Source organism: uncultured Nostoc sp. (assembly GCF_964245575.1).
GTDB lineage: Bacteria > Cyanobacteriota > Cyanobacteriia > Cyanobacteriales > Nostocaceae > Nostoc.
Map to the genome: position 1 here is coordinate 21,376 of NZ_CAXTNP010000020.1, position 26,939 is coordinate 48,314.

At 41.7% G+C, this 26,939-nt stretch carries 22 protein-coding genes and 1 tRNA gene; 13 read left to right on the plus strand and 10 right to left on the minus strand.

What is annotated here, in order from left to right; genetic code table 11:
* Nucleotides 1-5 precede the first annotated feature (5 nt).
* Together ACFFAP_RS05360 and psbX are read right to left on the minus strand one after the other, a co-directional pair.
* Nucleotides 6-926, minus strand: a complete 921-nt coding sequence (locus ACFFAP_RS05360) for a Ycf66 family protein (RefSeq protein WP_375510251.1) — start codon at nt 924-926, stop codon at nt 6-8.
* Nucleotides 927-1,171: 245 nt separating this feature from the next.
* A complete protein-coding gene (gene psbX, locus ACFFAP_RS05365; protein WP_099100805.1) occupies nt 1,172-1,291 on the minus strand; it encodes a photosystem II reaction center X protein in 120 nt (39 codons plus the stop codon).
* A gap of 259 nt (nt 1,292-1,550) precedes the next feature.
* Between psbX and ACFFAP_RS05370 the strand changes: the two genes are divergently transcribed.
* A complete protein-coding gene (locus ACFFAP_RS05370; protein WP_375510252.1) occupies nt 1,551-1,844 on the plus strand; it encodes a YggT family protein in 294 nt (97 codons plus the stop codon).
* Between the two features lie 72 nt (nt 1,845-1,916).
* Here ACFFAP_RS05370 and accC read toward each other — a convergent pair whose 3' ends face one another.
* Complete coding sequence (gene accC / locus ACFFAP_RS05375; RefSeq protein ID WP_375510253.1) at nt 1,917-3,260, minus strand: acetyl-CoA carboxylase biotin carboxylase subunit; 1,344 nt, start codon at nt 3,258-3,260, stop codon at nt 1,917-1,919.
* 75 nt (nt 3,261-3,335) lie between these two features.
* Entirely contained in the window at nt 3,336-3,500 is a 165-nt protein-coding gene (locus ACFFAP_RS05380; RefSeq protein ID WP_375510254.1) for a hypothetical protein, read from the minus strand.
* 157 nt (nt 3,501-3,657) lie between these two features.
* Here ACFFAP_RS05380 and ACFFAP_RS05385 point away from each other — a divergent pair.
* The 9 genes from ACFFAP_RS05385 (at nt 3,658) to ACFFAP_RS05425 (ending at nt 13,132) form a co-directional block, all read left to right on the plus strand.
* A tRNA-Leu gene (locus ACFFAP_RS05385) sits at nt 3,658-3,738 on the plus strand.
* Nucleotides 3,739-4,700: 962 nt separating this feature from the next.
* Nucleotides 4,701-5,324: a chorismate lyase gene (locus tag ACFFAP_RS05390; RefSeq protein WP_375510255.1), complete on the plus strand. Its 624-nt coding sequence runs from the start codon at nt 4,701-4,703 to the stop codon at nt 5,322-5,324.
* A 176-nt stretch (nt 5,325-5,500) separates the two neighbouring features.
* The gene (locus ACFFAP_RS05395) at nt 5,501-6,076 is read left to right on the plus strand and encodes a Uma2 family endonuclease (protein ID WP_375510256.1); all 576 of its coding nucleotides are present in this window, start codon (nt 5,501-5,503) and stop codon (nt 6,074-6,076) included.
* Between the two features lie 31 nt (nt 6,077-6,107).
* The gene (locus ACFFAP_RS05400; protein WP_375510257.1) at nt 6,108-6,671 is read left to right on the plus strand and encodes a Uma2 family endonuclease; all 564 of its coding nucleotides are present in this window, start codon (nt 6,108-6,110) and stop codon (nt 6,669-6,671) included.
* 448 nt (nt 6,672-7,119) lie between these two features.
* Nucleotides 7,120-8,886 (plus strand): DUF3352 domain-containing protein, encoded by a 1,767-nt coding sequence (locus ACFFAP_RS05405; RefSeq protein WP_375510258.1) that lies wholly within the window; start codon nt 7,120-7,122, stop codon nt 8,884-8,886.
* A gap of 294 nt (nt 8,887-9,180) precedes the next feature.
* Nucleotides 9,181-10,242, plus strand: coding sequence for a c-type cytochrome biogenesis protein CcsB (gene ccsB, locus ACFFAP_RS05410; protein ID WP_375510259.1), 1,062 nt, complete (start codon nt 9,181-9,183; stop codon nt 10,240-10,242).
* Nucleotides 10,243-10,580: 338 nt separating this feature from the next.
* Nucleotides 10,581-10,889 (plus strand): KGK domain-containing protein, encoded by a 309-nt coding sequence (locus tag ACFFAP_RS05415; protein ID WP_375510260.1) that lies wholly within the window; start codon nt 10,581-10,583, stop codon nt 10,887-10,889.
* Between the two features lie 522 nt (nt 10,890-11,411).
* A complete protein-coding gene (locus tag ACFFAP_RS05420; protein WP_375510261.1) occupies nt 11,412-12,173 on the plus strand; it encodes a Uma2 family endonuclease in 762 nt (253 codons plus the stop codon).
* An 827-nt stretch (nt 12,174-13,000) separates the two neighbouring features.
* A complete protein-coding gene (locus tag ACFFAP_RS05425; RefSeq protein WP_375510262.1) occupies nt 13,001-13,132 on the plus strand; it encodes a hypothetical protein in 132 nt (43 codons plus the stop codon).
* Between the two features lie 168 nt (nt 13,133-13,300).
* On the opposite strand, the gene ACFFAP_RS05430 is transcribed toward ACFFAP_RS05425, so the two are convergent.
* The gene (locus ACFFAP_RS05430) at nt 13,301-14,692 is read right to left on the minus strand and encodes a DUF2079 domain-containing protein (protein ID WP_375510263.1); all 1,392 of its coding nucleotides are present in this window, start codon (nt 14,690-14,692) and stop codon (nt 13,301-13,303) included.
* Nucleotides 14,693-14,769: 77 nt separating this feature from the next.
* Between ACFFAP_RS05430 and ACFFAP_RS05435 the strand changes: the two genes are divergently transcribed.
* On the plus strand, nt 14,770-16,338 hold the full coding sequence (locus ACFFAP_RS05435; RefSeq protein ID WP_375510264.1) for an ArnT family glycosyltransferase: 1,569 nt from the start codon (nt 14,770-14,772) through the stop codon (nt 16,336-16,338).
* A 44-nt stretch (nt 16,339-16,382) separates the two neighbouring features.
* On the opposite strand, the gene ACFFAP_RS05440 is transcribed toward ACFFAP_RS05435, so the two are convergent.
* Complete coding sequence (locus ACFFAP_RS05440; protein ID WP_375510265.1) at nt 16,383-17,648, minus strand: hypothetical protein; 1,266 nt, start codon at nt 17,646-17,648, stop codon at nt 16,383-16,385.
* A 332-nt stretch (nt 17,649-17,980) separates the two neighbouring features.
* Nucleotides 17,981-19,288 carry a mannosyltransferase family protein gene (locus ACFFAP_RS05445; protein ID WP_375510266.1) on the minus strand — a complete coding sequence of 436 codons (1,308 nt, stop codon included), beginning with the start codon at nt 19,286-19,288 and terminating at the stop codon, nt 17,981-17,983.
* Nucleotides 19,289-19,734: 446 nt separating this feature from the next.
* Between ACFFAP_RS05445 and dxr the strand changes: the two genes are divergently transcribed.
* The gene (gene dxr, locus ACFFAP_RS05450) at nt 19,735-20,931 is read left to right on the plus strand and encodes a 1-deoxy-D-xylulose-5-phosphate reductoisomerase (protein ID WP_375510267.1); all 1,197 of its coding nucleotides are present in this window, start codon (nt 19,735-19,737) and stop codon (nt 20,929-20,931) included.
* A gap of 327 nt (nt 20,932-21,258) precedes the next feature.
* Nucleotides 21,259-21,456: a hypothetical protein gene (locus tag ACFFAP_RS05455; RefSeq protein ID WP_375510268.1), complete on the plus strand. Its 198-nt coding sequence runs from the start codon at nt 21,259-21,261 to the stop codon at nt 21,454-21,456.
* Nucleotides 21,457-21,555: 99 nt separating this feature from the next.
* On the opposite strand, the gene ACFFAP_RS05460 is transcribed toward ACFFAP_RS05455, so the two are convergent.
* The 3 genes from ACFFAP_RS05460 to ACFFAP_RS05470 form a co-directional block, all read right to left on the minus strand.
* Entirely contained in the window at nt 21,556-22,056 is a 501-nt protein-coding gene (locus tag ACFFAP_RS05460) for an acyl-CoA thioesterase (protein ID WP_375510269.1), read from the minus strand.
* An 833-nt stretch (nt 22,057-22,889) separates the two neighbouring features.
* Nucleotides 22,890-23,234 (minus strand): DUF1815 family protein, encoded by a 345-nt coding sequence (locus ACFFAP_RS05465; protein ID WP_118162512.1) that lies wholly within the window; start codon nt 23,232-23,234, stop codon nt 22,890-22,892.
* A 992-nt stretch (nt 23,235-24,226) separates the two neighbouring features.
* Nucleotides 24,227-26,939 (minus strand): response regulator (locus ACFFAP_RS05470; RefSeq protein ID WP_375510270.1); only part of this gene is annotated, 2,713 nt, incomplete at its 5' end.

The following is a 26,939-nucleotide window of genomic DNA, read 5'->3' on the forward strand; positions in this document are numbered from 1 at the left end:
CTGTTTTAAACATCGTCATCAAAATCGGTCGAATTATCTCGCCCCTCATTTGGCATTTCAACCGGGTTGTATGGCACATAATCAGTTGGAATCGCCTCATCATCTTCGCGCGGTCTTCGAGGAGTTGAGTCAGTGGGTGGACGACGCCTTCTTGGTCTGGGAGTAACATCATCTTCCCGGCTTTCTGGACGCCCAGATCCGTTATTATTACGCCGAGAAGGTTTTCTGACTTCCCCTCCCGAACTTTCCCAATCATCAACTTGCCTAGATGAAGAACCCCAATTCTCTTCTTCAGAGCTTTCAGAAGGGCGATTTACAGGACGCCCAGAAGTCCGCCCCCGCGTTCTATCTGCTGGAGCCTGTCTTTCACTACTGCTGCTGTTGCGGCGTTCTGAACGACGGGGGGGTTGCTCTTGGTAGTAGTCATCACGAGTGGAAATCTCATCCCTGCTACCGCGAATCCGGGCACGCACGGGGCGGTCTTCCTCATCTTCATAAGGCAGTGGATCTAAGTCTGCCTCCATTTCAGCCCCATACTTCTTCCGATTGCGGTTCATTGAATAATTTCCGCTTACCTCTCGCTCATCATCCACAATCGGAGTGTTGCGCTTTGCTTGCTGGGTCGCTATACTCCGCAGACGAATACTTTCAACTGCAAAAAACACAGTTGTGCCAACTAAAAGTAGTTGACCAAATTGTAGAATCGGGTCTAGCCGCCATCCTTGAAATACGAGAATGAAGCCGCAGAGCAAGCCGACTGCCGCAAAAAAGATATCTTGATCCCGTGACAATTCTGGACGCACAGTGCGAAGAAAATACAGTGCTGCCCCAGCCACAGCCAGGAAAATTCCTAGAATACTGGCTGAGTTTGCCCCAAAATTTACCTGAGCCAGAAAACTGGCTGAGTTCAGCCCAAAATTTATCATTGCTGTTTTCCCAATATCAAATCTATGTTAGCGAGTCACAATTAAAATCACTACTGTAATTAGGGACGATATATTGAAGCTTCAAAGCCTCTGGCAAAGAAGCTCTGAAGCTGTTCACCGAAAAATAAAAAAACCTATGTTTATTAGCTACAACTGCTTCTAGCAGCAAACACTGCTGCTTTTAGTGCAATTATAAATAGCTGACAGACAATCGGTTGTGAGAGTCAGTTTGACTCTCATAAGCATTATGAACGCTGAATTTTATCTTTCTGGCTAATGAAAACTAGACCAACTGTAACGGGTATCACAACAATTGCAGTACCCCATAGCAGACTCCAAAGAAAATTTGCTAAAGAAGGCGTCATACTTCTAAACCTTTTTTTACACACTTCATCCTAATTTTAATAGTGTATTACTTTCTTGAGAAGCCTCTAACTCTGAACAGCCAAACTTGGTAACTGCTGTGAGGGAGTTTGCTTTTCTATTCCAGAAGTAAGTGGCAGCATTTGGTTAAAATGATGATGAGAGTGCTTTACAAAGCTTCAAATTTTGTGGCGTTATCGAAGCGCGGCTTGCCATTGCCTAAGTTTTTCTTTCTTTACAGATAGATAGTACCTTAAACCGATGACTGGTGTTGACCTGACTGCTTGGATTCTTGGCCCTGTGTTAGGGCTGATGACATTTTTATTTATATTTCGGATCATTCTCACTTGGTATCCGCAAGTGGATCTAAATCGTTTGCCCTTTAATTTAATAGCTTGGCCTACCGAACCATTTTTAATCCCATTGCGAAAACTGGTGCAACCTATAGGCGGAGTGGATATTACACCTATTATTTGGGTTGGTATCTTCAGTCTGGTGCGAGAAATATTACTAGGTCAGCAAGGATTACTGACAATGCTAGCTCGTGTGAATTAGGCATGGGGCATAGGGCATTGGGTATTGGGAAAACTCTCCTTCCCTAGTCCCCAATCCCCAGTCCCCAGTCCCTTACCCGTTCATCTCCTGGACAAAATTTGTATAGACATTACCCTGCAAAAATTGTGGAGTTTCCATAATTCTTTGATGAAACCCAATGGTGGTAGGTAGTCCAGTGATGGCACATTCCCGGAGTGCGCGTTTCATGCGGTTAATAGCAGTGGGTCGGTCTGGGGCCCAAACAATTAACTTGCCGATCAAGGAATCGTAGTAAGGCGGGATTTGGTAATCTGTGTAAACGTGGGAATCAATGCGAACACCAGGGCCTCCAGGGGGAAGATAGCCACTTATCCGTCCAGGAGAAGGGCGAAAGTCATGATCGGGGTCTTCAGCGTTGATCCGGCACTCGATCGCATGACCCCGCAAAACTACTTGCTCTTGTGTAAGCTTGAGTCTTTCCCCTTGGGCAATCCGAATTTGTTCGGCAACCAAGTCTATTCCAGTAATCATCTCTGTTACAGGATGTTCTACTTGAATCCGGGTGTTCATTTCCATAAAGTAGAATTTACCCGATCTATCCAAGAGAAATTCGATAGTACCCGCCCCACTGTAATTGATGAATTGGGCAGCTTTGACAGCAGCTTGTCCCATTTTCTCACGCAGGTCTTGGTCGAGAGCCGGACTTGGTGCTTCTTCTAGTAGCTTTTGATTCCGGCGCTGAATTGAGCAATCCCGTTCGCCCAAGTGGATGACATTACCGTAGTTATCCGCCAAAATTTGAAATTCGATGTGGCGGGGACGTTCAATAAATTTTTCTATGTAAACGCCAGAATTACCAAAAGCTGCTCCTGCTTCCCCTTGGGCTGCCAGGAAAAGTTTGACAAATTCATCTTCAGAACGCACCAGGCGCATACCCCGTCCGCCGCCACCAGCTGTGGCTTTGATCATCACTGGATAGCCGATTTCCTTGGCGAATTTTAATCCTTCTTCCTCGGATTCTACCAACCCCTCACTACCTGGTACTGTCGGAACTCCAGCTTTTAGCATGGTTTCTTTGGCAGTGGATTTATCCCCCATCAGCTTTATCGCTTCTGGAGTTGGGCCGATAAAAGCAATATGGTGGTCAGCACAGATTTCCGCAAACCGGGCATTTTCTGCCAAAAAGCCGTAACCTGGATGAATAGCAGTCGCATTGCGCGTCAATGCGGCAGCAATAATATTGGGAATATTCAAATAACTTTTACTGCTAGCAGGTTCGCCAATGCAAACCGCTTCATCAGCAAGTTGGACGTGGAGAGCATTTCGGTCAACGGTGGAGTGAACCGCGACTGTTGCAATCCCCATTTCTTCACAGGCGCGGAGAATGCGAAGGGCGATTTCTCCCCGATTGGCAATTAATATTTTGTCAAACTTCATTTTTTAGTTTCGATATCATTACCAGTAGATTGACATTTTCTCTGATCCAATTTGAAACGACGCTTTTACTTTATTTCAAATTATCACAGGAGATTCGCCACCCTGATTACTAAGCAAACTCGCATATTGCAGCCTTGCTGCCTCTACGAGTTTTACTACACTAACAACATTGCTGCTGTAAGTCTTGGCTAGCTTACCAAACTGGGCTTTTGCGATCCGCCATCGCACCGCACCTCCCACAGTCGCTCTACCCTTTTTAATATCACTTGTGCATCTGCTAAATTTCTGTCAGTCTGATACCGCCTTGAGGAAATTTATATTTTTGAGGAATATAACTTTAGATATCACCTTACTATAATTAGTTTCTTATGCTATAGTCTATATTTAGACAAACCATGCGGATGTGGCGGAATTGGTATACGCGCACGCTTGAGGTGCGTGTGGCTTTGCCTTGCGAGTTCGAGTCTCGCCATCCGCATTTTTGCTTGTCTAACCATAGGGTCAATAGTCTAAGGTTTTTTGAACCGTGACTATTGACCCTTAAATCTGAATCTAGCTTTATTACTCCCCTAAGGTAATGTTGCTGGGTAAATAAGTTTGCGGTAATAAACTTGTGCTTGATCGTTGAGCCAATGATACCCACACTCTTGTTCACCAAGCGAGGGTATAGGAGCGAGTGCAGACAATTTCGGAATCACCAAATATTTTTATCCGTCGTTGTGCAACGGGATTGTTGGCCTTCGTGCTAATAATGTTTTATTTCTAACGACGGAAGGTTACTCTACCTTTAGTTCGATTTTGATACCATGTAACCGCCAATGAAGATAGCATTACAGCTATCAAAAAAAATATAATAATAGCAGTGACTGATGCTTCGCTAATGTGGAAAGTTAGACACATGCTACCGCTTACAAAGAGTGATAGAAATACACAAGTACCTCTTATAAAGTTTGCGGTTTCCGGATCACCCCCATATTCTATACTTGCCCAGCAACCCTTACAAACTGTAACTCTATACTCGGAAACAGTAGCGGAGTGAGGACATTTTATGTATAGACTTAATTGTTCCTAAGGTGGTAAAAGGTACTTTTTCAAATAATTTCAAATTTATTTAATGCCAATAGTAGTTCACGAAAAAACATATATTCATTAGTACCAGCACTAAAATTAAAAGAGGATAAACTAAAACCTCTAGTTATAAATACGTGTTAATATTGTGCTTTTTGATTACTTATTCTGTATTTTGCTTTTCTTATGATAGAAGAAATCATTGTGTGGAGTTCTCTTAGTCCTTGTTTAAAGCACTGAAGTGCTTACTACATAATAGAAAATTTGACGAAACGAAAAAATCTTTCCCTACTCCCCACCCAACAAATTTGCCTTGCCAAAGTACTAGTTTTTTATGCTTTTATAGAGATACGTGAAGTTTTGTAAAAAGCATTGAGTATTACTTTTACGCCGACAAACAACTTAACACTGCCAGCAGCTTGGCATCGCCTCACTCCGATTTGGCAAGGAGGGGAGGAAGTGATTCAACAAAGTTTACCTCATACTCAGTTAGCACCTGCTTGGCAGCTAATGCTTTTGGGTGACGGCTCTCCAACACGTCATCTAGAATTGCTTACAGGTGAGCCTGTAGAAGTAGATGTTATTGATATGTCATTGATTGGCATGGACTTGGATGCTGCACCTGACTTAATCCAAGCTGTTCCAGGGCCGCGACTACGGCGACAAGTGTGGCTGCGGACTGCTTCTGGTCAACGATTAGCCTATGCTACCTCGTGGTGGGAAGCCAGTCATGTAGATGAGTATTTGCAAAATCGTTCATTACCAATTTGGGCGAGTTTAGCTCGTCTCCGCACAGAGTTGTATCGGGATGTTCGAGGAATTTACTATGGTGACTCATTGGCGCTAGAGTCTGGTTTTGATGTAACTGGGCCTTTTTGGGGTCGCCATTACTTGTTTTGGCATCATGGACAGCCACTAACCTTAATTTATGAAGTTTTTTCCCCTTATTTAACTAAATATTTGGGAGCTATGCAATTAAATTCCAAAAATCAGTAAAAAGGCATGATGTGGCGCGATCGCTCGCTACCCAGCAAAACCAAGTAGCTCAAATCATACAATGAAATTATCAAATCTGGTAGTAGTGCCGTTAGACTAATGAGTTTTCGGTGATGGTTTGCCGTTGTTCTGCGATCGCATCCTCTCTAAAATAGAGTCATTCCCCCAGTTCAACCATGATTCCACTCAAAACCCAACTCACCCTCGAAGAATTTCTCGCGCTTCCCGAAGGAGATATCAGCTACGAACTCATTGATGGAGAAGCTGTTCCCAAATTCAAAAACGATCAGATGGCACCAAAATTTTTTCATAGTTCTATAACAGGTGCGTTATTTATACTATTGTCTGCATGGGCGCAAGGAAAGGGGCGGGTTGTAATTGAATGGGCAATTAAGCTAACACGAAATCAACAAGACTGGGTTCCTGTAGCAGATTTGACTTATATTTCTTATAATCGTCTTTCTGCTGATTGGTTGCAAGATGAAGCTTGTCCTGTTCCACCCGAATTAGTCATTGAAATTATCTCCCCCGGTCAAACTTTTGGAGAAATGACCGAAAAAGCTACTGATTATCTAAAAGCTAAAGTTAAACGAGTTTGGATTATTGATTCTAGAGCAAAAACTATTACTATTTTTTATCCTGATATTCTCCCTCAAACCAAACGTGGTACTGATAATTTAGAAGATTCCTTATTTGAAGGTTTGCAAATTACACCTCAAGAAATTTTCCAACAAGCAAGAATTTCCTACTGATGTTAGCAAGAAAGACACAAGGAAAGGTTTAATGAATACTGTTGTGCTAAATCTAGAACCAATTGCTCATTTAAGCGATGAGCAATTTTATCAATTGTGTATTGCCAATCGTGATTTAAGCCTGGAAATGAATGCAGCCGGAGAATTAATAATTATGCCACCAGTAGGAGGAGAAAGCGGAAATCAAGAAGCAGATTTAATTACAGACTTAAATAATTGGAATCGTGAAGCTAAATTAGGGAAAGTTTTTAGTTCTTCAACTATATTTATACTTCCCAACGGTGCAAAACGTTCACCTGATGCTGCTTGGGTAAAATTGGAGCGGTGGGAAGCTTTAACGCCAGAACAACGAAAAAAATTTCCGCCACTTGTACCCGACTTTTTGATTGAACTGCGTTCGGAGACAGATCGGCTTGCACCAATTCAAGAGAAAATGCAGGAATACATTAAAAATGGTCTGCGCTTGGGTTGGCTGATTAATCCTCAAGATGCAAGAGTTGAAATTTACCGACTTTTGAAAGCTGTAGAAGTTGTGCAAATGCCAGCGATTGTTTCTGGAGAAGATATACTACCTGGATTTGAGTTGCAAGTATGAGTAGGCGATAAGCCTGACGGTATACCAAAGCTATACCGCATTGCCCCAAAAAATACTGTACTTATAATGTGGCGCGATCGCGTACCCGCCCTTTCCGGTGGCGATCGCATATCGCTACCGAGCAAAAGCTGAAATTGGCTTCCAGCTTTGTCAAGTTAGTTATATTCTCTAATTGCTTGAAATAACAGATTTACTTGCAAAAACTTTCGGACTGAGGCATTAATCTTAGGGAAACGTCCTACGAAATTCAAAAAAGCGTGTTAAAAATGGTAACTGAGTCAAAAACACAGCTTTTGAAAGAGTAGGGAAGGTTGATTACCGAAGTATCATCAACATCTAGGGTGAAAAAATTTAATATAATTAACTGCCCTAAAAAATGGTTAAACCTGTTGGTGTACTTAACTAATTAAGCAAGTAATAAGTTTGCAAGTATAAGGTATAGGTTTCAATGGCACCGCCTCTTGTGTCTGTTCCGATGAAGAAAAATAAAAAACCGTCTCTGGTGCTAACGCTCTCGGCTGCTGGGCTATTGATTGGTGCGGGTAGTGTAGCATACTGGTTGTTAAGCCAGAGACAACGATCTTCTAGCGATTTGCTAGTAGGTGCAAATATTATTCCTGGTGATGCCCTGTTTGCGGTTTCTCTGACAACAGATCCCCAGCAGTGGCAGAAATTGCGGCAGTTTGGCACAAAAGAAACCCAAGCTGAACTGGACAAAAATTTAGTAGAATTGCGCGATCGCTTTCTCACTAATAATGGTTACGACTTCCAGAAAGATATCGCTCCTTGGGTAGGCAATGACGTTACAATCGCAATCCTTGCCCCAGCAACAGCAAGTATTGCTGCACCCAAACCAGTTACCACCAATGAAGATGCTGCAAGCGTTCAGCAGTCGATGGTAATGGTATTACCAGTGAAAAATCCAGAAATCGCCAAAAACATTTTGGCACAACCCAAAACCCTTAAACAAGGCAAATGGATTGACCGTATTTATCAAGGGATCGCCATTAAACAAAGCCAGGGACAAGCAGGAGAAAACTTCTCAGCAGCATTACTAGATGGGCGTTTTTTAGTTATAACTGATAGTCCCAAAGCCACAGAACGAGCAATTGATGCTTACAAAAATCAAACATCTCTAGCTACAACAGGGGGCTTTGCTGAGAACTTTCCGAAAATTGCCAATTACGAACGCTTTGGCCAGTTTTACGTAAATGTGCCAACAGCAGCCAAAATAGCCGCAGCTTCTCCGAATCGCCCTTTACCTGCTCAAGTTTTGGCTCAACTGCAAAATAACCAAGGTTTAGCGGGGACAATGACCTTAGAGGCAGAAGGAATCCGCTTCAAGGGCGTTTCTTGGTTAAACCCTAATAGTCAACGGGTGCTGGCGGTAGAAAACAAAGCTGGGCAAATGCAAAGCCGCGTACCAGCAGAAACCTTAATGATGCTTTCCGGGGGAAACTTACAGAGGTTGTGGGGAGATTACGTTTTAACATCTCAGGGAAATCCTCTCTCGCCGATCGCACCAGAACAACTTAGAAGTGGTATAAAATCTCTTACCACTCTCGACTTAGATAAGGATTTGCTCAGTTGGATGAAAGGCGAGTTTTCCTTATCAGTGATTCCTACTACTCCAAAAGAAGGTTCACCAAATGATTTTCGTGCGGGTTTGGTGTTCATGGTACAGGGCAGCGATCGCCAATCAGCTGAAACATCCATAAAACAGCTCGATGACGTGATGAGAAATCAATACCAGTTCCAAGTTCAACCAGCGAAAGTCGCAGGGCAACCCGTTGTTAACTGGGTTTCACCCTATGGTACCTTAACTGCCACCCACGGCTGGTTAGATGGAGATGTCGCTTTTCTAGTAGTGGGCGCTCCCGTTACTGATAAAATTCTTCCCAAACCCAACAACACACTAGCTAGCACTCTTCCCTTCCAACAAACAGTTCCTACAGAACTAAATCCGACAAATGGTCAATTTTTTCTGGATGTGGAACGAACTCTGAAAAATCTTCCCCCAACAATTCTCACCGCCAATCAACAAACTTTGCTAGCTGCAACGCGCTCAATTGGCATGACATCTGCCGTCAGTGACAGTCGCAGTAACCGTTACGACGTTTTTATAACACTCAAAAAAGTTAGGAACTCAACTGCCTTGCCTAGTCCAGAAAGCAATAAGAGCAGTTCTGCTACACCATCTACGACTTCTCCATAACAGCAATTTGAAAAGTTAGGAATTTGGAGTTTGGAATTTGGAGTTTGGAGTAGGAAGTTAAGAGTTTGAAATTGTACCAATTCTCAAAAATATTGCTATATATCAATCTTCGAGTCTGGTGTTTCTTTACCTCAGAGCGGTATCATCTTTAGCAACCTTAAAAGAGAATGGTATTAAAAATTATTAATTCATAACTCATAACTCCTAACTTTACCCTGTTTCATGACCCTCTAAGCATATAGGATCAGAACAGTCAGAATCGATATTTTAAATCATCCACGGAGAGAAGACTTTATGAATTTAGTTATACTCCAGAACTGGCTGGACAATGCCTCCTTTGCCATATTATTCCTAACAATGCTGGTGTATTGGGGAGGAGCGGCTTTTCCAAATCTGCCTTATCTAGCCGCTTTGGGGACAGCTGGAATGGCGATCGCTAATTTGTGCATGGCGACTCTACTAGGGGCACGATGGATAGAAGCTGGTTACTTTCCTTTAAGTAATCTCTATGAATCCCTGTTTTTCTTAACTTGGGGAATTACCACCGTCCATCTCATTGCTGAAAGTAGTAGCCGTAGCCGCTTAGTAGGAGTTGTTACAGCTCCAGTAGCAATGTTGATCGCTGCTTTTGCTACTGTGACACTACCATCCCAGATGCAAGCGTCAGAACCCCTAGTACCTGCCTTGAAGTCAAATTGGCTGATGATGCATGTCAGCGTCATGATGTTGAGTTATTCTGCTTTGATGGTAGGTTCATTATTAGCGATCGCTTTTTTAGTTGTGACTCGCGGTCAAAACATCCAACTACAAGGTAGTTCTGTAGGTACTGGTGGCTATCGCAGCAACGGCTACCGCTTAAACAAAGCATCTGAGCTAATTTCTCAACCATCAGCCCCTTCTGCCGAAAATAACGGCTTTGCTCGTTTTGAAACTAGTAGCAACGGCAACGGTAACGGTAACACCGCAGTTTTGGGTTTAGTAACTACCTCTGAGCCTCAAACTGTAGCATCTGCTGAACCTCTTTCACCCCAGCGCCTTAGCCTTGCCGAAACCCTCGACAACATCAGCTATCGCATCATCGGGCTAGGATTTCCCCTGCTGACAATTGGTATTATTGCCGGTGGCGTTTGGGCTAACGAAGCTTGGGGTTCCTACTGGAGTTGGGACCCCAAAGAAACTTGGGCATTAATTACCTGGTTAGTGTTCGCCGCCTATCTCCACGCCCGAATCACTCGCGGTTGGCAAGGGCGTCGTCCTGCAATTTTAGCCGCCACCGGCTTTGTTGTTGTTTGGGTTTGCTATCTCGGTGTGAATCTTTTGGGTAAAGGTTTGCATTCTTACGGTTGGTTCTTTTAGTAACCTCATCCCTAACCCCTCTCCTCTGGCGGCTACGGTGTACACACAAGCGATCGAATTACCCAAAATAAAAGAAAAACCTCATCCTGTCCTATCGGACATCCCTCTCCTTACTAAGGAGAGGTAGAGGTTTGGCGTAGCAAAACCTTTCTTGAGGTATCTTAGGGGCTGGGCGAAAATCTTAAATTGCATCACCAAAGACTTGTGTATATACCGTAGCCTCTGGCAAAGAGGGAGAAAGGAGCAGATTTAAATTTACTATTATTTATCTCTTGGGAATTATTTCGGATGAACTGCTAAATCTGTGGAAAGTATAGATTTAGTGACAGGAGATTTTTATGGAAGATGGATTCGAGATACTAAACCATGATGAAGTTGTGTCTATAGAACCAGACACTTTTAATAAGTTAAATATTGCTAAAACTTTTAAAGTCCGTGATTTGATTACAGCAATTAAGGAATATATTGGAGCGGAAGAAACAGACGAAGTAAATTTGTATACCCAAGGATTAAATTGCGAAGTTTTGCAATTTAGTACTCAGGGATGGAAAAAAGGAAAAGTTAGACTTGCTTTAGAGTTTTGTCCTGATGAATCTGAATCACCACTTGATGAAATTTTTCAAAAGCTCAAACAAGTAGAAAACTAATACCCAATAAGCAAGGGTACTAAAGTCTGAGAACCTTAGTCTTTTTCTGTTAGTTTACAGTGTAAACACAAGTCTTTTAGAGTTGCCCGATAAACTTTTTATCCCCCCAACCCACGCCAGTCGCTCATGGGGGAAACCCCCTTCTCTACGAGACACTCCGCGTTCGCGTAGCGTTCCGAAAAAAAGGCGCTAGCCTTTCACGAATGGGAGAAGACCGCGCCCGCTCCCCTTTTTAAGGGGGGCAAGAACAAGGCCAGCAAGCTCAACAATAAGCTAATACCAATTCGCTTTTTCGCCCATTCGCAATTAAGAAATTTAGATGCAGCAAAGCAATCCCTGCTTACATCTGTTGGCTTATTTTAGATAATTGGTATAAATTATTAGTAAAAAAATGCGTAGATGTTTCCTCGGCTTGTCGTTAGACATCGCTAGGCATAGATCCTGATTCTTTCATTTAAATTGCTATCAAAATTCATTTATAAAATAAAAATGTACTAATAACTGAGGAAGAGTAAACCCATCATGCTAAAGTACGATCCATTAGCTTGTTTGCCTTCATCTGAGGAACTGCCAGACTCTGACGATACCCCAGTGGATAACGAATTACAAAATATAATTCCAGGTTTACTCAAAGTTATCTTAGCGATGGTTTGGGCAGAACGCATGGATTGGTTTTTTGGTATAGATATGGGGATTTATCATGACCCAGATTTACCAGCGATAGTCCCAGATGGATTTTTGAGTTTGGGCGTAGAGCGATTTTACGATCAAAACCTCCGCCCCAGTTACGTGCTTTGGGAAGAGAAGAGAGTACCGATATTAGCGCTGGAGGTAGTGTCTCAGACATATTGCGGTGAGTACTCAACCAAGAAAGCAGAGTATGCAAGATTGGGGATTTTGTATTATGTGGTTTACAATCCATTTCGTCGCCGTAAGCCACGTTTAGAAGTTTACAAATTAGTTAATAATGTTTATGAATTTCAAGATGGTAATCCTGTTTGGCTACCAGATATTGGTTTAGGAATTGGCATGGAACAGGGAACTTATCTAGGCATTCCGCGCGAGTGGTTGTATTGGTATAACCAGCAAGGGCAAAGGTTTTTAACACCAGAAGAAGACAAAAAACTTGCTCAACAAGAAGCTCAACTAGCAGAACAAAAAGCTCAACTAGCAGAACAAAAAGTTCAACTAGCAGAACAAAAAGTTCAGCAAGCACAGCAGGAAACCCAATTATTACGAGAACGGTTGCGATCGCTCGGCATAGATCCTGATTCTCTGTCCTGAATTGCTGTAAAGACTTATTAACAAAGCTCAAAGGTTCATTAACGAAGCTCTGAGGTTGATTAATGGAGTTCAAAGACTCATTCACGAATATAAAAGACTCGTCCGCGAGTATCAAAGACTCGTCCGCGAGTATCAAAGACTCATTCACGAGTATCAAAGACTCGTCCGCGAGTATAAAAGACTCTCGCGCGAGTATAAAAGACTCGTCCGCGAGTATAAAAGACTCATTCACGAGTATAAAAGACTCGTCCGCGAGTATAAAAGACTCGTCCACGAGTATAAAAGACTCGTCCACGAGTATAAAAGACTCGTCCACGAGTATAAAAGACTCGTCCGCGAGTATAAAAGACTCGTCCGCGAGTATCAAAGACTCATTACAGCAATTTTCATTTATTTATAAAACACTCTCGCGTTCTTCTTTGCGTCTTTGCGCCTTTGCGTGAGATAAAAAATCTTTCGGTGCTGTAATTACGAATTACGTTAGCGTAGCGTAAAGCCTGCGGCATGGCAACGCTATGAGCGACGTAGGAGCGTCATTATGAATTACCCTATCAAGACTTGCACTCACAGTTTCAGCGTGTGGTGACTTCAATCGCTGCAAAATCTCTAAAGCTGGTTGCAAATAGGATATCGCTTTAGTATATTCACGCTGCTGTTCTGCCAAATGTTCTAACCATCACAGAGTCATTGCTTTGCCTTAGACATTACCAATACGCTCAGTTATTTCTAAAGATTGATTGTAGAGTGCGATCGCTTTATAGCCTCAAAGTCATCCAGCACAAAGGCAAAGCGCTGTTCTTTGGTATTCAGTTAAGATAATTTATATCATGTCTGCTTTATTATTTATTAAACCCGAAGAACGGGAAGTGAATGTAATTGCTACAGGACGGCTAGCTCTATTAGAAACTGCTTTACTTGATGAGCATGAACTTGTCATACAGTTTACTGAGGGCGGTTGAGTAACAATTGAGGAGTTATATAGGACTCATATTTGATTGCGTGAAAAAACTCAGTACACCTTTATTTCTTCTTCCCAGTCCCCAGTCTCTACGAGTAATTCAAGAATCAAATCGGATTGCTATACATCGACTTTTTATCAACAGCAATGAGAATTATTACTCCAACGCTCAAGCGACTTTGACAAACAAATACACATCATCACGCTGATATTTCAACTGAAATCCTTGATTATTTTTAAGTTGATTGGCCAAGCTAGCAGTAAACTCCTGACTATTTGACCAGCCTGGATGACGGACATTGAGCAATACATAATTATAAGTATTTAAATCAGCAGGTGGGGAATCGCTAGTTGTAAACGTAATCAATTTTCGGTGGCTTAAATGCGGGGAAATTTCTGCTGTGGTGTAAACGCTTCCTTTAGTTTGAATCTGAGCGATCGCTTGTTTTGTAGCTTGCCAAGTATCTATAGATTTTAAATATTTACCTCCAAAATGGGGAAATTTTGCCAGACTTAAAAACGCCACTAATGACCACAGGATAATCGCTCGTTTATTTTGGAGCCATCCCCTACCTGCGGCGAGGCTGGAAATTACAGCCAACACCAGAAATGGCAGCGCTGGAATAGAGTACTGATGGATCAAGTTTTTTTGAGGTGGGTAATCAGCTAGAATGTTGAGCGCCAAACAAGGAATAGCTCCTACTAAAGGTTTTATTCCTTGTGGGGAAAGCGCCCATATCACAGGTGCTAGCAGCAGAACCAAATATTCTAGGTTATTCCGTGAAAAAACCCTTCCCACGAGCAGTCCTGGCTGAAACACTATATTTTTTGCAATGTCTAGAACTGAATTACCTAAATAGCTGTAACGTAGCATTGCTGTTGCTTCTGCACTGTTGAAAAAAGGAATAATTACCTGAGTAGCAATCAGAAACCAGGCGACACCAGCACAAAGAGCGATCGCACCATATAAACGCCGCTTTTCAAACAAAAGTAACCAAACTCCCATTCCAGCAACGGTCAGGGATAATACTTCCTTACATCCCAACACCAGGAAAATACTTAAACAAAACCATCCTAGCCGATCTAACCTTGCTGCTAAAACCGCCGCCAATAGTAGTGGTACAGCTATCACTTCTGGGTGAAAATCAAATAAATTGGCGTTAAATAACAATGGCTGCAAGAGATACACAAATACCACCGCTATTACTTGGTTTTCCTTCAATCCAGCTTGGCGGGCTAGATGCCAAGTCGGCAAAGCGCCTAATGCCAAGGCAGCAGCCTGGACAGCAAATAACCAGTAAACACTAGGGTAGATTTTATACAGTAAAGCCAAGGGATAGAATATCCAAGCAGCATGATCGCCCAAAATATGAAAACCGATGAAAGAACTAATAGGCGGTTGCCCTTGACTAATTAAATAAACTGCCTGGTCAAAAATTCCTAAGTCAAAAGCGTTTGATTGAAACAACTCGTGTCGCAAGCTGCTGCACCCAAACAAAATTAAGGCACTCACGCCAATTATCCAACCAAGATAACCAAGCTGATTCAGTTTTTTCCTCATACCATCAAAAAAGTATTCATCGTGAGTATTTTAGAGACATAATTAGCAATATTATTCAATACCACAATCAGCCCTAAATGTATCGCACAAATATTGTAAAGCTATTCACAAAAAGAACCGTCATATTCCGAGAAAAAGAATGGTTATTTAGCTTAGTGGTAATATCTCTAGTTCTATGGCTGATATTTTTAGGAAACTCCGCTTTACGAGATTGGGATGAAGGTACTTACGCTCTAGTTGCCAGAGAAATTTACCGTACTGGTAAGTGGCTTTATCCCACTATTCAGGGAGAACCATTTTTATTAAAACCGCCTTTGATGCAATGGTTAATAGCTTGGTGCTACCACTTAGGAGGAGTGCAGGAGTTAACGACACGCTTACCTGGTGCGGTTTTAACTGCTTTGGGAGTGCCTTTACTTTACTTGGTAGGGCGTTTGGCTTTTAACCAAAGTTTACCGGCTCTATTTGCTGCTTTAGTTTACTTGACAATGTTGCCTGTGGTGCGTCATGGACGGCTAGCAATGTTAGATGGGATGACTATTTCTTTTTTCTTGCTGTTGTTGTTTTGTCTTTTGAAGGCACGTCAAAACCGAAAATATGCTGTAGGCATGGGATTTTGTCTGGGGTTAATTATTCTGACTAAGGGAATGATAGTTTTGCTTTTGGGCGCGATCGCCTGTTTATTCCTACTTGCAGATCGACAATTAGCTTTGCTGAAAAGTCCCTATCTCTGGGTGGGAATTTTGTTAGGAAATGCTCCAGCGATCGCTTGGTACACTGCTCAATGGCAACATTACGGTAATACTTTTTTAGAAGTGCATTTTCAAGCACAAGCTTTTGACCGCCTTTTACAACCTGTTGAAGGTAATAGCGGGCCTGTTTGGTACTATTTATTAGAAATACTTAAATATGGTTTTCCCTGGCTGTTATTTTTGCCTGGAGGGCTTTATCTAGCTGGGAAAAACCGTCATAATACTTGGGGTTATCTAGTTCTATTGGGTACAATTATTTACTTAGGAACTATTTCTTTTATGAGAACTAAACTCCCGTGGTATATCATGCCTGTATATCCATTTTTAGCTTTGGCAATTGGGGCTAATTTGAGCGAAGTTTGGTACAATCGTCATTTTAGAGTGCGAAGTTGGACAATATTTCTGGCTATTATTTCTATTGCTGGTTTAGGAGGTTGTATTTACTTTTTTATTAAAAAAGAGCCGATTTTAATAGTCATGAGTATTGTTTTGGTAATAAGCATGGGTATGGCAGCATGGCTAGTTAAACAGCGCGATCGCAACTTTATTCCAGTGTTATTTTCTGGGATGTACTTAGTTTTAGCCCTGTTGGTAAGTTCGCAATCGTGGATTTGGGAATTAAACGAAGCTTTTCCAGTTAAACCAGTAGCGGAATTAATTCGGGCAAATGTTTCACCAGGAACACAAATTTATACTTCTTTTGCTTATGGGCGTCCTAGTTTAGATTTTTACAGCGATTGCAAAGTAACTGCTACAACTCTGCCAATTTTACAAAAAATGTTATCTAATAAATATTATTTGCTGTTAGACAATGAGGCTTTACAGCAAATGAATTTAACTGGTAGTAAAATTCTAGGCGCAGCTAACGGATTTACACTAATTACCAAAAATTAACAAAACAGAATTTAAGAGTCAGGAGCCAGGATTCAGAATTAAACCTAAGCTACCCAAAGATCGCGGGCAAATCGAATAGAAAATGTAAACATTAGTATTCCAAAAAAGTACATAATTGGGTATCCCCAACGAGGATAACGCGCAAGTAATAACCCGAATGCTATTGACAGCGATACAATACCGTAAGCGTAGCGTTCAGCCGAGGCTGTAATCCCTGTGTTCAAAATTAAAGCGAAGGAAGAAAAGCCATAAACAACAGTAACAAGGGGAATTTTATCTCGTGATAACCATAGTAAATAAATACCGCCAAAAACTAGTGCAATTTTAAATAATTCATCTCCTGTCAATGACCACAACAATAGCCATAAAAAATATAATCCATAGCGGAATTTACTCATCCCCAGATGTAAACGAAAGCGCCATAATAAATAGCCGCTACCAATAATTATTAAAAAGAATAATAGATATAAAGGGTCTTTAATATAACCAGATTTCCAATTAGTGAAACCTACCGTAATTTGCATCAGCATCTTCCACCAACCTTCCCAAGCAAACCCTGTTGCATCACCACGCCACGCTTTTTGTGCATGGATGAAAGCCAAAGCATCGCCAAATTTAATTTGACAATAAAGACTGTACAGAGATATACCCAAACCAACAGTTAAACTGGCAATATAGGCTTTTATGCCTCTACATTCTTTCCAAGAAACAAACAGAAAAGCGGGGATAAGAGCAACTCCAGGTAGTCGGGTTGCTGTAGATAATGCTCCCCAGAATCCTGCCCAAATATATTGCTTTTTATTAAAAGCTCGTAAGGCAGATGTGGTACACAACAAAAACAGACCTTCAGTGTAAATTACAGTTCCATAAAGGGAATAGGGACACCATGCTAAAGTAGCTGTCGCCCATCGTGCTGTGCTTGTGTCGTAAAGCTCCTGTACCCAAAAATAAAGTGTGAGCAAGGCAGCTAAAAAAGCCGAATTATTAACTAATATACCTGCCACTTTAAAAGGCAAACCAATGAACATAATTATCCTGCTTAACAATGGAAATAAAGGAAAAAATGCAACTGTGTGAATTTCCTTTACGTCACTAGAGAAATCATAACCAGAAGTCACAATTTTCTCATACCAAACACTATCCCAAGCATGAAAAACATCCCAACTGAACGTGGCAGCAACGGCAGTTGATGAACTTGGAAATAATGGGGCAATCAGTAACATAGCGATGGCTATTAGAAGCCTACTAGAAAGCCACATAGCTATGACAAAAAATAAGCCATTCACCAAAAAAATTTTCCTTATATTCATCTTTGCAGATAGATAAATGAACTTTTATTAACTGTCATGGTACTACGAGCCTTCGTTCGTTACTTGAACAGTAGATTGGCTAGATTGGGCTAGATAGATACCCACTAAAACTACCGCAATTGCCCAGTCAAAGAAAGCTACTTGTTCTGAAAAAGTGAACAAAAGTATGGGGAAGATTACTAAAGCCGCGATCGCACTGATTCGCTCAATTTCATAAAAATAGAGCCAAAAGAAATGGCATCTACACCTACAAATAATGAAGCGATCGCTATCTTCGTTTGATTGGATGCAGTCATTAGGAAATTTAAATTCAAATAATGGTATCAAATTCTCTAACCAACCCAACGCTCTTGGGCAAATCCTACAGCTATTTTGGCTAGTAATGTCACAAAAGCGCCCAATATTAAATATCCCTGACGAGGATGGCGAGATAGCAGCACACCAATGGCTATATTCAGAGGCACTATACCATAGGCAAGGCGGCTCAAAGAGATGGTACCTCCAGAAGCTAGGAGCAAACCAATACCGCAAAAGCCATAAATAACTGTAACTGCGGTCAATTGCCTGCCTAAGCGCCACAACACATAGCCACCACCTAAGACCATGAACAAGTTGAGCAAGCTATTGATCCACTCTTCACTTGCTATAATCAACAAAAATAAGACTAAAGCATAAAAGCCATAAAATAATTTCACAGAACTAAAACGTTGATGGAAACGCCATAAAAGATAGCTACTGGCAACAATTACGCCAAACAACAACAGATACCAGGGGTCTGGAATTCCGCCAGAGGGGTTTTGAATCCAACCAAATTGCCAATTATTTGTGCCAACTACAATTTGCATGAGCATATTTAACCAACCCTGCCAATCAAACCCCAGAGTTGGTCGCCATCCCCGTTGTGCTTCGATAAAAGCTAAAGGATCGCCAAAATAAATCGCACAATACAAACTGAATAGGAGTATGCCAATAGCGGTAGTAAAACCAGCTATATAGGCAATGGGTGGTCGGCGTTCTTTCCAGGCTGCGATCGCAAATGCTGGAATTAATGCCATACCTGTAGGACGTGTTGCTGTCGCCATCGCGCCCCAAAGCGCAGTCCAGCCATACTGCTTTTGATCAAACGCCCGCAAAGCCGATGTACTCAAAAACAAATACAAGCCCTCTGTGTAAATCACCCCCGTAAACATGGAAGATGGATACAAAGAAATTACAGCAGTCGTCCACTGCGCTGCATTGATCCCATAATTCTCTTTGATCCAAAAGTACAAACAGTAAAGGGCTGCGAAAAATGCCAAGTTGTTGACTAACGTACCTGCTAATTCAAACGGCAAGCCCAGTTTCATCACAACCCAAATGCTTAAGGGAAACAGGGGAAAAAAGGCAAGATTGTGTTGCTTGCCGTCATTCACAAATTCATATCCAGAAGTAGCGATCGCTCGGTAATGTATACTATCCCATGCATCAAAAACCCCCCAGCCAAAAGGGGGCAAAAATTCTTCTGCTGCTAACGGTAGCTTTGGCGCAACCAGCAACATAGCAGTCCAGATGAATATTCGGCTGGCAAGCCATATTGCTGCTGGAAACAGTAAATCATTTTTCCATAAAACTTTTTTTCTAACTATCTGAACTTTAACCATAAGCTTGAGTGCTTCAACAAACTCCTTTATGTATCCTTTTACTTATAGCTGCAATACAGCAATTTATAAGTAATCTTTTCCATATGAAATTCTCCATCAACATCATTAATAAACTGGACAGATTCCCAATTAATTAAAATTATTTCTTATTTGGTTACTTTTGACAATTTTTTCCGAATTTATCTTTAAAAATATACTATTTATGAAGACAATTTTTGTCTATTTGTATGGAAAATGAGCAACTTTAGTACTTTATGGCTAGCAGTCTATCGAGTTGAAATTAACGGATTAGGGCTAGTGCAGTGACGAGGACACGGGTAAATTTTCCTTCTTTGCGTCTCTGGCTCTCTCCCCGTCGTCGTCAGTGTATCGATTATAGTGATTCCTGTTATTAAAGAGTCCCCAGCAATTTATAGTGGGAGTTGTTTGTAAATCCTTAAGCAATTGTGAAAGCGATTACTCTTGTTGGTTCCACTGGTTCTATTGGTACTCAGACTTTAGATATTGTCACTCAGTACCCAGATCAGTTTCGGATTGTGGGATTGGCAGCTGGGAACAATGTAGAGATGTTGGCTGCTCAAATTCGGCAGTTTCGACCGGAAATAGTAGCCATTTGCTCAGAAGATAAATTACCAGCGCTCAAAGAAGCTATCATTGACCTTGATCCCCAACCGATTTTACTGGCAGGTGACGCGGGAGTGATAGAAGTCGCTCGCTACGGCGATGCTCAAACTGTTGTCACCGGGATCGTTGGTTGTGCTGGTTTGCTACCCACGATCGCAGCTATTGAAGCTGGTAAAGATATTGCCTTAGCGAACAAAGAAACCCTGATTGCTGGGGCCCCTGTGGTTCTACCCCTAGTCGAAAAACATGGTGTAAAGTTACTCCCTGCTGATTCCGAACATTCCGCAATCTTTCAGTGTCTCCAAGGTGTGCCAAAGGGAGGCTTGCGGAAAATTTTGCTGACTGCATCTGGTGGGGCTTTCCGGGACTGGGATGTAGAAAAGTTAGCAGATGTAACCGTTGCTGACGCTCTCAAGCATCCGAATTGGTCGATGGGGCGTAAAATCACTGTAGACTCTGCTACTTTGATGAATAAAGGACTGGAAGTAATTGAGGCTCACTTCCTGTTTGGGTTGGATTATGACAATATCGAAATTGTCATTCATCCCCAGAGTATTATTCACTCGCTGATTGAACTGCAAGATACTTCAGTTTTAGCCCAACTCGGTTGGCCGGATATGCGCTTACCCTTGCTGTATGCGCTATCTTGGCCCGATCGCATTTACACCAACTGGGAACGACTAGATTTAGTCAAAGCTGGAAACTTAACCTTCCGTGAACCAGATCACCAAAAGTATCCTTGTATGCAGTTAGCTTATGCTGTGGGTAAAGCTGGTGGTTCGATGCCAGCTGTGTTGAATGCCGCAAATGAGCAAGCTGTGGCTTTATTTTTATCAGAAAAAATTCGGTTTTTAGATATTCCCCGATGTATCGAATGGGTGTGCGATCGCCATCAAAATGATAACCGTTCTAATCCCTCTTTAGATGACATTTTGACAGCAGATAAATGGGCAAGACAAGAAGTTTTAACAGCGACTGAAAAGTTAGAAACTCACTCGCGGATAATTTCTCTGCGATAAAAACCTTTAGTTCAGATACCCAAAAGGCGGATTTTCTGGTTCTTGGCCAATTCCTGTTTAGCCTTCAGCATTAGGCTGAAGGCTAACGAATAAATTCATTTTTGTCTATCCTCTGCCAAATTGCCAAATAAATTGCCTCTTCTCTGAATCATTGTCTCATTTTCAAATAATATAGCATTAGTACAGTTAAAAAATATTAGCTTTAGTATCTATTGCAAATTAGGTCTAATAGCTTTAATAGTAGTAATTTTTACTTCCGATAAAAACTTCCCCTTTCTGACTAAACACCTTTTCAGATAAGGGCTATTCTTAAGGAATTTCTACATTATGATTGCTACGTTGATTGTAGCTTGGATTATCTTCATAATATTGTCGAAGTTGTTGAAAGCAACCGTGAGTAGTGCATTAACTATTGCCGCAATCCTGATTTTATTAAACATTAGTTTTGGCATTACCCCACAAGATATTTGGCATCACATAATGCAGTTTAAGCAAACTATATCACAGTTCCAAAACGGCAAGTAAAAAATTAAAAATTCACCTTTGTTAATCAAGGTGAATTACAAAAAATGATCAGATAAAATTTTGAACTTTAAAGCAAATTGCCTTTATAACCTTTGTTGGTCAATTTTTATTTAATGCTGAAATTTTAGCCAGTGCATCCTTAACACTTGGCGGCAACTGACGCATAATCTTGCCTCTTTCGCGATCTAAAGCTACTAAAGTCACTTTGGCAGTGACGTACAATTGTTGTCCATCAGTTGAGACAATAGCATAATCCCAATTGATTCGCACACCAGTCACCTCAGCCATGCGCGTTTTTACTAGCACTGCCATACCCAATTGAATTGAGTGGTGATAGCGTACCGACAGTTCTACAACTGGCAAATCGCAACCTATAGTAACTAAATCAGCAAATTCAATCCCTATAGATCGCAAGCATTCAATCCGTGCTTCTTCCATCCAAGCTATATAAGAACCGTGCCAGACAATACCTGCATAGTCAGTGTGGTGGGGTTGCACTCTGACAGGATATTCAAACCAATTCTCAAATTCAGGACTTGATGGATTGTCAAGGGCGTTGGTTGGTGGTAGTTTTGGTTGGCTGGGCTTTTCTTCTAACATCTTCAAATTTCTCAGCACCTATAAATTTTATAAATTATTGAATAGCATAAAAAACCTTTAATGTTTTCGCTGAAACCAATTCCGAGTTGAAAATCCACCAAGCCAGCAGTATAACGGTATACCTAACTTGGGTTTGATTTTTTGTTTAAGTCCCACTAGTACCGCAAGGCGGAAGTCACACATTCACGCATTCACGCATTCAAAAGTATTATTGAATAGGCTTTTTAGGGATTTTAGATGGTTGCTCTATTTACGCCGTGGCGTACTAGTGGTTTATGTCATTAATTTTGAAGGGGGAAAAAGTTCGTAGTAAGGACTTTAGTCCTAGATTTTTAAGCACGCTTTGTGCTTACTACGAACCCAGCAAAATTAATGGGATAAGGCAGGGTGCGCTTTGCTGGGGAGAAAGTTTCCCCTTTGCACCCTGCTTATTGCTCCCCTGCCTCTTCGGTCAGCTAAAAAATTCATTAAAAATTCATAATTCATAATTGATAATTCATAATTGCGTTATATAAGTAGATTTAGACCCCAAGCTAAGTAGGGTTGCTTGCTTGATAGTTGCAGGTTTTTAACCTCTGTCTTTTAATTATGAATTATGAATTAGTAATTACTAATTATCTTGATTGTGATTAGTAGTGCGTTTTACTAACCTTCCAGCTAAAGGCTCAGAATCCGGCTTGTGAGGTTTTGGCAGATACCAAAAAATATGCGATGGGCCAGCCACGAGCCAATCACTTAATGGTAATGGAGAACAGGTAAGAGCGATCGCTAACTAAGCCACCATTACCAATTACCGATAATCAATTTCTAGTTTGCCATCGACCTTTGGAACCTTAATACTTCTTGGCAAGAGTTTTAGAGCCTGTATCGGTTTGCATAGATTGCTTGACAAGATCAGCCAGTTCGTCCAGCTGGCTAATTGCCTCCGCACCTTCTAGCTTCATTAATTCGCGGTCATCCCGCATTTCCGTCCAAGTAATCCCGTAATCGGACACCAAAAACCGAATCAGGTGGTTATCACCCAAGCTAACCATAAACGATGCACTATTCATTTGGTCGCCACACGTGTAACAAGATGCAGGATACCCGCGCCGCTCTAATACAACCGCCAAGGCTTGCAGGTTCATTACCAAGTCTTGGACGAATTGTCGATGTTGATGTGCTAGTCTCAGAAACACTTTTGTCCTCCAGACACCACAGTAATTTGAGTTTCTTTTATATTTTCTTTAGATTTTCTCATCCACTGGTATTGTAAACTATTCAATACAATTACCAGACAGATGATATTGAGTCGTTAATTGACTACCTTGTTTAGGGTAGTGGATCAGGTTTTTGAGCGCCGTATCAAACTATTCAGTTTGCAAATTAAAAATCTCGGACACAATTGCTAAATTTAACTATATCTTTATACACTTCTGTCAGGGTAGATTCTTACAAGAAGCGATCCGCTTTAAGAGTAACTTAAATCTAGCACTAGTCAACTACAGAAAAGCTACATATTTCGCTTTGATTGGCGAGGTGCAGCCAAAATAAGTGTTATTAGAGGCTATAATGTAGTTTTACATCGTTCTAGTGTCTTATTTAGATGTTTGCTATGTTCTCTTTGTAACCTAGATTTTGGTATAGACAAAGAATTAAGTATACCAAATTTTCTTCTCCTCTATATATAAAGTTGAGCAGATAACAGTGCAAATTTGCTATTCAGTACTAAAAGCAGTTAGTTATAGTTCTTTATACGAACTTTACGTAATTAATAGACAAGTCTGAGTGTAGAATCCACAATGGATAAACTCAACACTAACAATACCTAAACTCAGCAGAGCAATGTTGCCATTTAGGCAATATTTTTAGCTATTTTTTCCACATACCAGTCATGTGCGCTTAACCTAATTACTTCTGCTCGATCTTTAACTTTCTGTGGTACATCCTTTGTTCTAATGTTTTGAAATACTGTATCCTTTATTGAATCAGGACTTACGCAAAATACCTCTCAAACTATTATTTCTCCGTGTTCTCTGTGTCTGGAGTGGTAACCTGCGGTAAGCCGCTTCTCTACGAGACGCTACGCGAATGCGTCTACGGTTTTCCGTTACCTGTGCGTAAGCCCTATGGATCAGGCACAGAGCCAAATAAGATGTGTAAATAATTTTGCATTACTACTTATTACTTACTAAACATTACCTGTAGTGCTAACAAGTTTCTCACCTTTCAACATCCGCGTCGCAGCTTCAAGTAAAGCTTCTTCGAGATAAGGCTTGGTAAAGTAGCCACTAGCACCGAGTTGAGCTGCAATTTGTCTGTGCTTGTCTGCACCCCGCGAGGTGAGCATGGCGATCGGTAAGTGGTTAAGGTTAGAGTCTTTCTGAATGCGAGAGAGTAACTCCAGACCATCGCAACGGGGCATTTCGATGTCGCAAAAAACGATATCACAAGGCAGACCGGAGCGGAGTTTATCCCAAGCTTCCTGGCCATCACGCGCCTGTTCTACACGATAGCCTGCCTTATTAAAAGTTAAGGAGAGCAACTCTCGGACTGTAATCGAGTCATCGACGATTAGCACTGTCGGGTCAATCTTCGCAGGAGAGGTGTCTACAGGAATTCCTTTCTGTTGCCAAGAATTGCCACCAATTTGTGTAGAAATCCGTCCTTGGAAGATGTCAATTATTTCTAGTACGTCAGCAATGGGCATAATCCGACCATCACCCAGGACTGTAGCACCAGCTACACCAATGGGTTTAGGCGCTGGGCCTTCAAATTGCTTAATTACAATTTCTTGTTCGCTCAATACTAGGTCAATCTGTAGAGCAATTAGGGAATTTGCTGATCGCACCACGACCACAGAAACCATATCATCATCTCTAGTGCCGCCATAGACATTACCACGACTGATTTGGCGATTGAAGGTTAAAAGTTCCTTCAGGGGTCGGAATGGCAGCACTGTGTCGCGCCAGGAAATAAATGATTCCCCATTGGCATCGTGCTGGATATTTTTGACTGGTATATCCAGCGTATCTTCTACACCGTCCATCGGGAAGGCAATCCTGGCTCGATCAGAGACGCAGCAGAGAGCTTTACAAATACTCAGAGTCAGTGGCAGACGAATGGTGAAAATGGTTCCCTTGCCAATCGCAGAATCGGTGTTCACTGTCCCCCGAATTTCGCTAATTTCGGAGCGCACTACGTCCATACCCACACCACGACCAGAAATTTCATCTGCTTGGTCTTTGATTGTAAAACCAGACTGGAACAGCAGATCGTAGACTTCCAGGCGAGACATGGCTAATGATTGCGCTTCTGTAATCATGCCAATCTTCACTGCCTTAGCCTTAACCCTTGCTGAATCGATGCCTGCGCCATCATCGCCTACAGAAATGATCGTTTGGTTGCCTTGGTGGAAGGCACGGATAGTAATGATTCCTACGGGTGGTTTACCAGCAGCTTGCCTTTCATCTGGCGTTTCAATACCGTGAGCGATCGCATTATTCAGCATGTGAGTTAACGGATCGGTGAGATGATCCAAAATCATCTTGTCAATTAAGGTATCACCACCTTCGATCACCAACTCCACTTGTTTGCCACACTTGATAGCGTTGTCGCGCACTCCTCGCCGCCAGCGATCGATAGTTTGAGCAAAAGGTACCATTCGCGCTCTTGTTAATCCCTCTTGTAGCTGGGTGGTTACTTGGCGGAACTGCCTTGCTACGCGCTCGGTTTCTTCGGTAACAAAATCAATGTCACTTGCCGACTCACGCACTCGCACAATGCGTTCAATCATCTGCTGTGAGAGTGTATGGAAGGGAGTAAAATGATCCATTTCTAACTCGCTAAAACCCCTATCGGCATTGGAATCAGACGCTTGTAAGCCGGAGTCTTTCTTTTTGCGTCCAGCTAATAGAGAAGCTTCCAGTAGCGATCGCTCGTACAACTCCTGCATTCTTGCGCCCACATCCGAGAGTTGTTGTACCTGAATCAGCAAGTTATCTAATGACTGCCGCAGCCGTTCATGATCCTGCTCTAAGGTATTGCGATTTACCACCAACTCCCCAACTAAATTACTCATATCGTCCAGTTGCTTAACTGGAACCTTCATCGTTTCTTCAAATCTCGCAGCCCGACGAGTAGAGGGACGAGGAGTTTTGTTGGTGTTAGATTTTACTGATGGTGAATGGGATATTGTTTGATCCGCTTGTGCCAGCAACTTCTCCAAGTCACCAAATTCATCTATAGCTGGTGATGGAATGGCATTTTTCGCTAAGACTGGTTGAGTGTTGAAGGGCTGGCGTTGGCGTAGCCCGTCGTAGACATCGCTGGCGTTATCTGTACCTAGCAATTCTTCCAGGGCTGCAAAATCTACTTCTGGTATCTCCTTAGCTTTGGGGTTAAGTGCTACTTCCTCTTTTAGTAATGCTTCCAAGTCTGCAAAATCATCTTCTGGAGCAACTACTTCAATGTTTTCTGTCGTTACCAATTCTTCAATTGAGGTAACAATAGCGTTTTCGCCCTCTGACACTGGTATAGGTTCAGATGTCTCTGCTATACCCCACAAATCGGTTTCTACACCTTCCTGAATAACCGTTTGTGTGAATTCATTGACATCTTGCAAATCAATTATTATCGCACTTTCTCTTAATTTTGGCTGGTTTTCTACTTCTGATAGAGCAGTTTCTGTAAACAATAAATCATTTGCAAAACCCAGCTCTGTATCTTCATCTGTGTTTTCTGGGAATTCAAAGGCAGTTTCTAAGTTATTGTTCGGCTCAGTACCTAAAACTTCTGGGCTTGTCTGGGCTAAATCTGAAATTTCACCAAAATTGATATTTTCTATAGCCGATAGTTCATCCACAGTATTATCTGTAGTTTCCATCTGAATATAGGTGGATGTA

Bases quoted from the DNA above. Each gene is read 5' to 3' on its own strand.
- ACFFAP_RS05360 (WP_375510251.1), bottom strand. From the start codon at position 926: ATGATAAATTTTGGGCTGAACTCAGCCAGTTTTCTGGCTCAGGTAAAT.
- psbX (WP_099100805.1), bottom strand. From the start codon at position 1,291: ATGACGCCTTCTTTAGCAAATTTTCTTTGGAGTCTGCTATGGGGTACT.
- ACFFAP_RS05370 (WP_375510252.1), top strand. From the start codon at position 1,551: ATGACTGGTGTTGACCTGACTGCTTGGATTCTTGGCCCTGTGTTAGGG.
- accC (WP_375510253.1), bottom strand. From the start codon at position 3,260: ATGAAGTTTGACAAAATATTAATTGCCAATCGGGGAGAAATCGCCCTT.
- ACFFAP_RS05395 (WP_375510256.1), top strand. From the start codon at position 5,501: ATGATTCCACTCAAAACCCAACTCACCCTCGAAGAATTTCTCGCGCTT.
- ACFFAP_RS05400 (WP_375510257.1), top strand. From the start codon at position 6,108: ATGAATACTGTTGTGCTAAATCTAGAACCAATTGCTCATTTAAGCGAT.
- ACFFAP_RS05405 (WP_375510258.1), top strand. From the start codon at position 7,120: ATGGCACCGCCTCTTGTGTCTGTTCCGATGAAGAAAAATAAAAAACCG.
- ccsB (WP_375510259.1), top strand. From the start codon at position 9,181: ATGAATTTAGTTATACTCCAGAACTGGCTGGACAATGCCTCCTTTGCC.
- ACFFAP_RS05415 (WP_375510260.1), top strand. From the start codon at position 10,581: ATGGAAGATGGATTCGAGATACTAAACCATGATGAAGTTGTGTCTATA.
- ACFFAP_RS05420 (WP_375510261.1), top strand. From the start codon at position 11,412: ATGCTAAAGTACGATCCATTAGCTTGTTTGCCTTCATCTGAGGAACTG.
- ACFFAP_RS05425 (WP_375510262.1), top strand. From the start codon at position 13,001: ATGTCTGCTTTATTATTTATTAAACCCGAAGAACGGGAAGTGAATGTA.
- ACFFAP_RS05430 (WP_375510263.1), bottom strand. From the start codon at position 14,692: ATGAGGAAAAAACTGAATCAGCTTGGTTATCTTGGTTGGATAATTGGC.
- ACFFAP_RS05435 (WP_375510264.1), top strand. From the start codon at position 14,770: ATGTATCGCACAAATATTGTAAAGCTATTCACAAAAAGAACCGTCATA.
- ACFFAP_RS05440 (WP_375510265.1), bottom strand. From the start codon at position 17,648: ATGAATATAAGGAAAATTTTTTTGGTGAATGGCTTATTTTTTGTCATA.
- ACFFAP_RS05445 (WP_375510266.1), bottom strand. From the start codon at position 19,288: ATGGTTAAAGTTCAGATAGTTAGAAAAAAAGTTTTATGGAAAAATGAT.
- ACFFAP_RS05455 (WP_375510268.1), top strand. From the start codon at position 21,259: ATGATTGCTACGTTGATTGTAGCTTGGATTATCTTCATAATATTGTCG.
- ACFFAP_RS05460 (WP_375510269.1), bottom strand. From the start codon at position 22,056: ATGTTAGAAGAAAAGCCCAGCCAACCAAAACTACCACCAACCAACGCC.